Below are 9,870 nucleotides of genomic sequence, written 5' to 3'. Positions count from 1 at the left end.
GCCCGCCATCGAGCACTGGGCCCGGATTCCCTGCGAGGTGGAACTGGCCAGCGAGTTCCGTTACCGCGACCCGGTGCTGGACCGGTCCACCCTGATCGTGGTGATCTCGCAGTCCGGCGAGACCATGGACACCCTGATGGCGCTGCGGCACGCCAAGGACCAGAAGGCCCGGGTGAGATCTGCATCGTGCCCTCTCCCGTGGGCCGGGGCATGCTGCACGACAAGGTCGTCTCGAACATCCAGGAGGTACCCGCGCGGGGCGCCCGCACCATCGTCATCGCCGAGGAGGGCGACGAGTCGGTGGTCCGCTACGCCGATCACCTGATCCACGTGCCGCGTACGCCGACGCTGCTCGCGCCGCTGGTGACCACCGTGCCGTTGCAGGTGTTCGCGGCCGAGATCGCCGCCGCCCGGAGACACGACGTCGACCAGCCCGGCAACCTCGCCAAGTCCGTCACCGTGGAGTAGCCGGCTTCCGGTCACCGGCGGTCGACCCGGCCGCCGGTACCGGTGTCAGCGCCCCAGCATGGCCCGGGCCATGCCGTCCAGCGCCGGATTGTCCGGATGCCAGTAGCCGGTGTGGCCGTACCGGCCGCTGGGGAACGTCTGCCCGCCGAAGCTCGGCTCGGCCGGGTCGCGCCCGAACCACCGTTCGTCGCTCGGCCCGGCCAGCCAGCCGGCGATCATGCCGACCGGGGAGACGCTGAGCGCCGTCCGCAGGGCGAGAGCGTCCGGCGGGCGGGTCAACCGGATCACGTCGTCCGGCGCGGTGCTGGCCCACACCTGCCCGGGTGGGACGCCCAGATCGGCCGCATGCGCCACACCGACTCCGGGTGAGCCGACGAAGACCAGCGCATCCGCCGCGAGGCCATGGTCGCGAGCGGCGGTGCCCACCACCAACGAACCGTAGCTGTGCCCGAGCACGGTCTGTCGGGCCGGCGGGCCGTCGTGAGTGGCCCGCAGACCATCCTGGAACCGGTGCAGTGCCTCCCCGGCCGCGCGGGCCTGTCCGTCCCAGGCCGCCTCGTGCAGGGAGTCCGGGGCGTCGTAACCCAACCAGAGCACCGCCGAGGTCTGCGCCTCCGGGGCCAGCTCGGCGCCGCGGGCCAGCACCCGCGCCGCCCGGCCCAGCTCGCCGGTGGCGTCGTCGAGGCCGGCGGTCATCCCGGGCACGTAGGTGAGCACCTCGGTGGCCCGGTCCGGGTTGCCCAGCGCCACCACCGCCCGTCCCTCACCGCCGACGTCGAGACCCAGCAGGTAAGCGCGTGGCTGCTGGGTCGACTCCAGCCGGGTGACGAGGGCGTCCAGCCCGGACCGCGCGGCCTCGACGCCACGCAGCCCGGCGGCCTCCAACGGGCCTCGGGGCACTCGGCCCAGCAACTGCTCCCACCGCTCGCGCAACGCCGTCCGCCGCTCGTCGAGCAGTAGCCGGTTGGCCTGGTCACGGGCCTCGGCCGGCACCCCGTCGAGCCGCCCGGTCAGCTCCGGCTCGTGCACCACGAACCAGCGACGCTCGGCCGGAGTGAGCCCGGCCCACCAGCGTCGCACCGCACCGGGCTCGGCGTCCGGCGGTGGACGGTACGACGGTGGCCGGGCCGTCCAGCCGGTACGCCCGGCCTCGGTCAGCCGGGCGAGGCGCTTCGTGGCCTCCCCGTCGGCCGTGGCGGCCAGGTCGAGGGCATCCCGCAGGGCCGAGGCCACCTCAGCCACCGCCGGGCCGGTGCGCTCGGACGGCAGCCGGGCAGGGTCGGCGCGTACGCCACCCCGGCGGTCGATGAGCACACCCGTGGCGGCGGCCAACGCCACGGCCGCCGTGAGCCGGGCCCGGGCGGCCACCAACCGCGCGGCGAACTCGGCGAGCACCTGATCGGTCTCGATCGCGGCCGGAACCAGTGCGACAAGTTCCTCGCGCAGCCCGGTCAGCCGGGCGCTGGCCGACCCGGCGGCACTGCCGGACCAGCCGCCGCGCAGGGCGGCGTCGCCCTCGGCCAGCTCACCGGCGCGCCGCTGGGCAACCCCGGCCAGGCTGGCCCAGGCCGATCCGGTGGCCCGCCACGCGGCCGGGTCGATCGTGGAGAGCTGGGCGTAACCGACAGCCGGACCGGGTGCGTTCATCGGGGCAGGGCGGAGAGCCGGGCGGCGGCCCTGGCGTCCACCGACTCGTATGCCCCGGCGGCGGCGCGTACCGCGTCGCCGGTCTCCGCGACCCGGGCAGCGAGCCGACCGGACCAGGCGTGCACGGCCGCCTCCAGGTCGGCGAGTGCCCGCGCCGTCGACCATTCCCGGGCCGGTGCGCTCAGCCCTCGCCCACCGGCCATCCCCTGCGCCAGCCGGTAGCCGGCGTCACCCAGCGACCGACCCACCCGGTGCAACAGTTCCGGCCGGACGGCCAACTTCTCCTCGGCCATCGTTCCTCCCGCCTGGCGTCGACACGACGGCGACGACGCTAGGCGGTGACGGTGTCGACGGTCGTGCCCTGTGGACAACCGGCGGCAGGCGTATCCCTGGTTCGTCCACAGGCGTTGCCGGACGCGCGGCCGACGGCTATCTTGCGACCCCCGCGCCGGTAGGGTTGGCCGGGTGATCGGGAAGCGGGGTGTGGCATGAGACCGGTCTGGCGGGTCGCGGACGTACGTGCGGCGGAGGCCGCCCTGATGGCCACCGTGCCGCCCGGCACGCTTATGCAACGCGCCGCCGCCGGGCTGGCCCGCCGCTGCGCGCTGCTGCTGGCCGAGCGGGGCGGGGTGTACGCCGCGCCGGTGCTGCTGCTCGTCGGTTCCGGTGACAACGGCGGCGACGCGCTGTACGCCGGTGCCCGGCTCGCCCGGCGCGGTGCCGCCGTGTCGGCGTTGCTGCTCACCCCGGATCGGGTACACGCCGTCGGGCTGGCCGCGTTGCGTGCCGCCGGGGGACGGGTCGTGTCGCGACCGCCGGCCGTGGTGGACGTGGTGCTCGACGGGATCGTCGGCATCGGCGGTCGCGGTGGGCTGCGGGAGACCGCCGAGCAGTTGGCGGCGAGCCTGCTGCGACACCGGGGGCGGGACGGCGAGCGGGCGAATGTGGTGGCGGTGGACGTGCCGAGTGGTGTCGCGGTGGACACCGGGGCGGTGCCGTTGACGCCGTCCGGCCGTCCGAACGCGGTGCGCGCCGACGTGACGGTGGCCTTCGGAGCCCTGAAGCCGGCCCTGGCGGTCGGTCCCGCCGCCGCGCTCGCCGGTGAGGTGGAACTTGTCGACATCGGCCTGACGCCGTGGCTGCGCGGCAGCCCCGCGCTGCACGTCGTGGAATGGTCGGACGTGACCGACTGGTGGCCGGTGCTCGGCCCCAGTTCGGAGAAGTACCTGCGGGGCGTGGTCGGGGTGGCCACCGGCTCCGCGACGTACCCGGGCGCGGCGGTGCTCTCCGTCGGCGGCGCGCTCACCGGTCCGACCGGCCTGGTCCGCTACGCCGGGGGTGCCCGGGAGGAGGTGGTCCGCGAGCATCCCTCGGTGATCGCCACCGGCCGGGTCGCCGATGCCGGTCGGGTGCAGGCCTGGGTGTGTGGGTCGGGGCTGGGCACCGACGAGCGGGCGGCGACCGAGCTGCGGACCGTGCTCGCCGCCCCGGTGCCGGTGGTGCTGGACGCCGACGCGCTGACCCTGCTTGTCGACGGCTCCCTCGCCGACCAGCTACGCCGCCGGGACGCGCCGATCGTGGTCACCCCGCACGATCGGGAGTTCACCCGGCTCTGCGGGGAGGAGCCGGGTACCGACCGGGTCGCCGCCACGCTTCGACTGGCCGCCTGGATGAACGCTGTGGTGCTGCTCAAGGGGGATCGCACGGTGGTCGGCACGCCGGACGGGCGGGCGTACGTCAATCCGACCGGCACCCCGGCACTGGCCACCGGCGGCACCGGCGACGTGCTGGCCGGACTGCTCGGCTCGTTGCTCGCGGCGGGGCTGCCGGCCGAGCGGGCCGCCGCCGCGGCGGCGTACCTGCACGGGCTGGCCGGGCGGGAAGCGGCCCGGGGCGGCCCGGTGACCGCGCCGGACGTCGTCGCCGCGCTGCGTCCGGTGCTGGCGCGTCTGCCCTGAGTACCCGCCGTGGTGATCAGCGCGGAAAGTAGGGTGGGGGCATGTGGCAGGCCGAGGTACGTGTCGACCTTGATGCGATCCGGGAGAACGTGGACCGGCTCCGCGCCGGCACCAGCGCGGAGCTGATGGCGGTGGTGAAGGGCGACGGCTACGGCCACGGCATGGTCCCGGCGGCCCGGGCCGCACTCGACGCGGGGGCGGACTGGCTCGGCGTCTGCACCCTGGACGAGGCGCTGGCGCTGCGCGCGGCCGGCATCGACGCTCCCGTGCTGGCCTGGCTGCTCGCGCCGGGACTGCCGCTGCACACCGGGGTGACCGCCGGCGTCGACCTGGGATTGGCCAGCCTGCCCCAGCTCGACGAGATGGTGGCGGCGGCCCGCCAGGCCGGCCGCCCGGCCCGTCTCCATCTCAAGATCGACACCGGGTTGGCCCGGGGTGGCGCGACGGTCGCCGACTGGCCGGCCCTGCTCGACGCCGCCGCCAAGGCACAGGCCGACGGGCTGGTCGAGGTGGTCGGGGTGTGGAGCCACTTCGTCTATGCCGACCTGCCCGGTCACCCGACCACCGACCGGCAGTTGGCGGTCTTCCACGAGGGCCTGGCCATGGTCGAGCGGGCCGGACTGCGCCCGCGCTACCGGCACCTGGCCAACTCGGCGGCCACGCTGACCCGGCCGGACACCCACTTCGACCTGGTCCGTCCGGGGCTGTCCGTCTACGGCCTCTCCCCGGTGGCGGGCGAGACGTACGGGTTGCGTCCGGCGATGACCGCCCGTGCCCGGGTGATGCTGACCAAGCGGGTGCCGGCCGGTGCGGGCGTCTCCTACGGCCACACCTACACCACCGAACGCGAGGCGAACCTGGCCGTGGTGCCGCTCGGCTACGCCGACGGCGTGCCCCGGCACGCCTCGAACTGCGGCCCGGTGCAGCTCGGCGGGGTCCGCCGGACCATCTCCGGCCGGGTCTGCATGGACCAGTTCGTGCTCGACTGCGGCGACGACCCGGTGGCCGCCGGCGACGTGGCGATCCTGTTCGGCGACGGGGCCGAGGGTGAGCCCACCGCCGACGACTGGGCCGAGGTGGTCGGCACCATCAACTACGAGATCGTCACCCGGTTCGGCAGCACCCGGGTGCCCCGCGTCTACGACGGCGATCGGACATGACCGGTCTGCGTATTCCACGCCCCCGGACCACCGCCGGGAAAGCCGCTGGTCTGGTCGGTGCGGCGCTGGGGGTGGCCGCCGCCGGGCTGGCCGCCGGGGTCGCCACGGAACGCGCCCTGGTACGCCGGCTCAAGGCGGACCCCACCGACGGGTACGCCGACGAGGTCTTCGGCGACCAGCGGTACGACGAGGCGTACCGGCTGGAGATGCCCGACGGGACCGACATCCACGTCGAGGTGGTCGAGCCGACCCGGCCGGTCGAGGGCAACCCGACCGTGCTGCTGGTACACGGCTTCTGCCTGGACATGGGCACCTTCCACTTCCAGCGCAAGCTGCTCGCCGAGCGCGGCGCGCACCGGATCGTCGCGTACGACCAACCGGGGCACGGCCGGTCGGGGCGACTGGAGAGCGGCGAGTACGACCTGACCGCGCTCGGCCGCACACTGCGCCGGGTGATCGACGAGGCCGCCCCGGAGGGGCCACTGGTGCTCGTCGGTCACTCGATGGGTGGCATGACCATCATGGCCCTGGCCGAGCTGTATCCGGAGATGTTCGGCGACCGGGTGGTGGGCACCGTGCTGATGGCCACCTCGGGCGGGCTGCTGGCGGAGACGAAGCTGGTCGCGCCTGCCCTGCTGGGCCGGGTGGGCGCGCCGGTGCTGTACATGGCGGGCAACGTCACCCGGTACGGCGGGCCGGTCATCGACCGGGCCCGCCGCTCGACCACGAACGTGGCCTGGCTGCTGACCCGCAGGTACGGCTTCGGCACCCGAGCGCCCAGCCCCGCGCTGGTGTCGTACGTGGAGCAGATGAACTCCCGTACCTCCGCCGACACGGTGACCCGCTACCTGCGTACCCTGGCGACCCACTCCCGGTTCCCGGCACTTGCCGCGCTGGCCGGCACGCCGGTGCTGGTGATCGTCGGAGACAAGGACATGATCACACCTCTGACCCACTCCGAGGAGATCGTCCGGCGGCTGCCGCACGCCGAGTTCGTCAGGATCCCCGACAGCGGTCACGTGGTGATGCTCGAGCACGCCGACGAGGTGAACGCCGCGTTGCTCCACTTCCTCGACACCTGCGGGCGGGACGCCTCGTGACCGAGGTCGTGCTGCCGACGGTCGCGGACACGTACGCGCTCGGGCAGCGGCTGGCCGGGTTGCTGCGCGCCGGTGACCTGGTGCTGCTCACCGGCCCGTTGGGCGCCGGCAAGACCGCGCTGACCCGGGGAATCGGCGCCGGCCTCGGGGTGCTCGGTGACATCACCTCACCGACCTTCGTGATCGCCCGGGTGCACCGCCCGGACCCGGCGGGCGGGCGGGGTGTGGCGTTGGTGCACGCCGACGCGTACCGGTTGGGCGACGCGGTCGATCCCCGGGCCGAGATCGACGACCTCGACCTCGATGCTTCGGTCGACGACTCGGTGACCGTGGTCGAGTGGGGCGAAGGACTTGTCGAGCAGTTGGCCGACGCACATCTGCGGATCCGCCTGGACCGGCGCGACGACGACACCCGCACGGCGGAGCTGGAGCCGGTCGGCGGTGACTGGGCGCAGCGCCTCGGTGCCCTCGCCGCCCGGGGCTGAGCGCTGTCGTACCCAGTGCCTACAGTGCCCGCAGACGTTCCGACCGGTGAGAGGTTGCCGATGCCCGACGACACCCCCGCTCTCGACCTGCTGGCGCTGCTCCCCGACGAGTGGCGGGCGGTGCTGGCGCCTCATCTCGACCCGGCCCGGATGTCCGCGTTGAGCGAGTTCGTCGCCGCGGAGTACGCTGCCGGCCCGGTTTTCCCGCCGGTCGAGGATCTGTTCTCGGCCTATCGGCTCTGCCCGCCGTCGGCCTGCCGGGTGCTGATCCTCGGGCAGGATCCCTACCACCGCGCCGGTCAGGCCCACGGGCTCAGCTTCAGCGTGCGCGAGGGTGTGTCGGTGCCGCCGTCGCTGCGCAACGTCTTCAAGGAGTTGGGCGAGGATCTGGGCGTGCCGAAGCCGGGCAGCGGCAACCTCGACGGCTGGGCGGCGCAGGGTGTGTTGTTGCTCAACTCGGTGCTGACCGTGCGGCAGGGCGCCCCCGGCTCGCATGCCAACCGGGGCTGGGAGGAGTTCACCGACGCCACCATCCACGCCCTCGATGCGATGGGGTCCCGGGTGGTGTTCCTGCTCTGGGGCGGGTACGCGCGCAAGAAGGCGATGCTGGTCGGCAATCCGCAGCACGTGGTGCTGGAGGCGGGCCATCCGAGCCCGATGAACCCGCGCGGCTTCCTCGGCAGCCGCCCGTTCAGCGCCGCCAACAAGGCCCTCGCCGATGCCGGTCTGTCCACCATCGACTGGGAGCGTTCGGCCGGCTGAGCCGCCGTACGCCACTGCGCACGTCGTCCGCACGTACCAGTTGGTGGCACCCGCCTGGTTGGTCGGTGGGGCCGGTCGGACGAGGGTCCTTGACTGACGTCGTAGGTTCGATAACGATATCAAAATATAGATGTCGGCTTACGTATTCAGTCTGGGGGTCAGCGGCGACGCGAAGCAGCACTGGAGAGCACCCACCCAACCGACAATCCGGCAATTCGCACAACCGTGGCGCGACATCGACGTGCGGTGACGTCCCCTCTACCGCACGCACCCCGCAGCCTTTCAAAGGAGAAGCACGCCACCATGAACGAACTCCCCACACACCGCAAGAGTCGCCGACGCAGCCGCGTCAGGATGCTCGCTGCCGCTGCCTTCGCCGCAGTGTTGGCCACCACCGGCACCGTCGCGATCTCGGCCAGCCCCGCCCAGGCCGAGGCCGACCGGCAGGTCTGCTCGAACACGGAAGGCACCCACAACGGGTTCTTCTTCTCGTTCTGGAAGGACAGCGGCGACGCCTGCATGGTGTTGCGCGAGAACGGCCGCTACTCCAGTTCGTGGAGCAGGAGCACCAACAACTGGGTCGGCGGCAAGGGCTGGAACCCGGGAACCCGGCGCACGATCAGCTACTCGGGTAGCTACAACCCGGGCAACAACAACAGCTACCTCGCCCTGTACGGCTGGACCCGCAACCCGCTCGTCGAGTACTACGTCGTCGAGAACTTCGGCAGCTACAACCCGAGCAGCGGGGCCACCCGGTTGGGCAGCGTCACCACCGACGGCGGCACCTACGACATTCTGCGCAGCCAGCGGGTCAACCAGCCCTCGATCGACGGCACCCAGACGTTCTACCAGTACTGGAGCGTCCGGCAGCAGAAGCGCAGCAGCGGCACCATCACCACCGCGAACCACTTCGACGCCTGGGCCCGCGTCGGCCTGAACCTCGGCAACCACTACTACCAGATCATGGCGACCGAGGGTTACCAGAGCCAGGGAAGCTCGGACATCACCCTCTCGGAAGGCGGCAACCCCGGCCCCGGCCCGACCAACCCGCCCAACCCGACCACCCCGCCGCCCAGTGGCGGTAGCGGCCAGATGATCGTCGGTCAGGAGTCCGGCCGGTGCCTGGACGTGCCGAACTCCAGCACGAGCAACGGCACCCAGATCCAGTTGTATGACTGCCACGGCGGCGCGAACCAGCGGTTCACCCACACCTCGGGCAGGCAGCTGATGGTGAACGGCAAGTGCCTGGACGTGCCGAACTCCAGCACGAGCAACGGCACCCGCATTCAGCTGTACGACTGCCACAGCGGCGCGAACCAGCAGTGGAACATCAACTCCAACGGCTCGATCACCTCGGTGCAGTCCGGGTTGTGCCTCGACGCCGGTGGCAGCGGTAACGGGGCGATGATCCAGCAGTACAGCTGCTGGGGTGGAGCAAACCAGCAGTGGAGCCGTCGCAACTGATCCGTCGCAACTGATCCGTCGCTTCGGGGCCAGGCGCTCATGGGCCTGGCCCCGAACCTCGGTGCGAACCACGACCGACGGCGATGGCGGGCTGGCGTTCAACGGCCGGAGGCGATGCGGCTAGGCTGGGTCATTGTGCTCGTACTGGTGGTGGACAGCTCGACCCCGGCGGTGACCGCGGCGCTTGTCGAGGTCACCGCGAGTGGCGTCAGGACCCGGGCACACCGGTGCACCGTCGACGCTCGGGCGCACGGCGAACTGCTCGCCCCGCAGGTCGACGCGGTGCTCGCCGACGTCGCCGCCCGCCCGGCCGACCTGCACGCGATCGTCGCCGGGGTCGGCCCCGGGCCGTTCACCGGGCTGCGGGTGGGACTGGTCACCGCCGCCACCATGTCACAGGTGCTCGACATTCCCGCGTACGCGGTCTGCTCGCTCGATGCGATCGGCCACCCGGCGGCGGCCGGCGAGCCGGTGCTGGCGGCGAGCGACGCGCGGCGCCGGGAAATCTACTGGGCGGTTTACGACGGTGCCGGCCAGCGCCTGGTCGGGCCGGAGGTCGGCGCGCCCGCGGTCGCCGCGGAGCGGGCCCGCGCGTTGGCCGCCACCGCCGCGGTCGGCGACGGCGCGCACCGGTACGCCGAAGCCCTCGGGTTGCCACTGCGGCCCGAGCCGCGCTACCCGAACGCGACCGCGCTGGCCACCCTGGCCGCGGAGCGGATCCGCGCCGGCGCGCCCGGTGATCCGTTGACGCCGCTCTACCTGCGTCGCCCGGACGCGGTGGCGGCGACCGCGCGTAAACCGGTCCTGCCGTGAACCGCGGGCAGAG

The 9,870-nt window shown here is 73.0% G+C and carries 9 protein-coding genes and 1 pseudogene; 8 read left to right on the top strand and 2 right to left on the bottom strand.

Annotated features, from left to right (window positions below):
• A pseudogene (locus KBX00_RS29755) lies at nucleotides 1-468 on the top strand (SIS domain-containing protein); the annotation flags it as partial.
• A 45-nt stretch (nucleotides 469-513) separates the two neighbouring features.
• Here KBX00_RS29755 and KBX00_RS28280 read toward each other — a convergent pair.
• A complete protein-coding gene (locus KBX00_RS28280; RefSeq protein ID WP_210831104.1) occupies nucleotides 514-2,115 on the bottom strand; it encodes an alpha/beta hydrolase in 1,602 nt (533 codons plus the stop codon).
• Entirely contained in the window at nucleotides 2,112-2,408 is a 297-nt protein-coding gene (locus KBX00_RS28275) for a hypothetical protein (RefSeq protein ID WP_210831103.1), read from the bottom strand. Before KBX00_RS28275 ends, KBX00_RS28280 begins: the two co-directional genes overlap by 4 nt.
• 195 nt (nucleotides 2,409-2,603) lie before the next feature.
• Between KBX00_RS28275 and KBX00_RS28270 the strand changes: the two genes are divergently transcribed.
• The 7 genes from KBX00_RS28270 to tsaB all read left to right on the top strand — a co-directional run bounded on the left by KBX00_RS28270 (nucleotide 2,604) and on the right by tsaB (nucleotide 9,857).
• Nucleotides 2,604-4,073 (top strand): NAD(P)H-hydrate dehydratase, encoded by a 1,470-nt coding sequence (locus tag KBX00_RS28270; RefSeq protein ID WP_210831102.1) that lies wholly within the window; start codon nucleotides 2,604-2,606, stop codon nucleotides 4,071-4,073.
• 41 nt (nucleotides 4,074-4,114) lie between these two features.
• Complete coding sequence (gene alr / locus KBX00_RS28265) at nucleotides 4,115-5,233, top strand: alanine racemase (protein WP_210831101.1); 1,119 nt, start codon at nucleotides 4,115-4,117, stop codon at nucleotides 5,231-5,233.
• Entirely contained in the window at nucleotides 5,230-6,333 is a 1,104-nt protein-coding gene (locus KBX00_RS28260; protein WP_210831100.1) for an alpha/beta fold hydrolase, read from the top strand. The genes alr and KBX00_RS28260 overlap by 4 nt, the downstream gene beginning before the upstream one ends.
• Entirely contained in the window at nucleotides 6,330-6,818 is a 489-nt protein-coding gene (gene tsaE / locus KBX00_RS28255; RefSeq protein ID WP_210831099.1) for a tRNA (adenosine(37)-N6)-threonylcarbamoyltransferase complex ATPase subunit type 1 TsaE, read from the top strand. The genes KBX00_RS28260 and tsaE overlap by 4 nt, the downstream gene beginning before the upstream one ends.
• A 60-nt stretch (nucleotides 6,819-6,878) precedes the next feature.
• Entirely contained in the window at nucleotides 6,879-7,580 is a 702-nt protein-coding gene (gene ung, locus KBX00_RS28250) for a uracil-DNA glycosylase (protein WP_210831098.1), read from the top strand.
• Between the two features lie 303 nt (nucleotides 7,581-7,883).
• Nucleotides 7,884-9,044: a glycoside hydrolase family 11 protein gene (locus KBX00_RS28245; RefSeq protein ID WP_210831097.1), complete on the top strand. Its 1,161-nt coding sequence runs from the start codon at nucleotides 7,884-7,886 to the stop codon at nucleotides 9,042-9,044.
• A gap of 135 nt (nucleotides 9,045-9,179) precedes the next feature.
• The gene (gene tsaB, locus KBX00_RS28240; RefSeq protein WP_210831096.1) at nucleotides 9,180-9,857 is read left to right on the top strand and encodes a tRNA (adenosine(37)-N6)-threonylcarbamoyltransferase complex dimerization subunit type 1 TsaB; all 678 of its coding nucleotides are present in this window, start codon (nucleotides 9,180-9,182) and stop codon (nucleotides 9,855-9,857) included.
• Nucleotides 9,858-9,870 lie beyond the last annotated feature (13 nt).

The organism is Micromonospora sp. C95 (assembly GCF_018070465.1).
Classification (GTDB): Bacteria; Actinomycetota; Actinomycetes; order Mycobacteriales; family Micromonosporaceae; genus Micromonospora.
This window is presented reverse-complemented; position numbering and strand designations above follow the sequence as displayed.

Bases quoted from the DNA above. Each gene is read 5' to 3' on its own strand.
- KBX00_RS28280 (WP_210831104.1), bottom strand. From the start codon at position 2,115: ATGAACGCACCCGGTCCGGCTGTCGGTTACGCCCAGCTCTCCACGATC.
- KBX00_RS28275 (WP_210831103.1), bottom strand. From the start codon at position 2,408: ATGGCCGAGGAGAAGTTGGCCGTCCGGCCGGAACTGTTGCACCGGGTG.
- KBX00_RS28270 (WP_210831102.1), top strand. From the start codon at position 2,604: ATGAGACCGGTCTGGCGGGTCGCGGACGTACGTGCGGCGGAGGCCGCC.
- alr (WP_210831101.1), top strand. From the start codon at position 4,115: ATGTGGCAGGCCGAGGTACGTGTCGACCTTGATGCGATCCGGGAGAAC.
- KBX00_RS28260 (WP_210831100.1), top strand. From the start codon at position 5,230: ATGACCGGTCTGCGTATTCCACGCCCCCGGACCACCGCCGGGAAAGCC.
- ung (WP_210831098.1), top strand. From the start codon at position 6,879: ATGCCCGACGACACCCCCGCTCTCGACCTGCTGGCGCTGCTCCCCGAC.
- KBX00_RS28245 (WP_210831097.1), top strand. From the start codon at position 7,884: ATGAACGAACTCCCCACACACCGCAAGAGTCGCCGACGCAGCCGCGTC.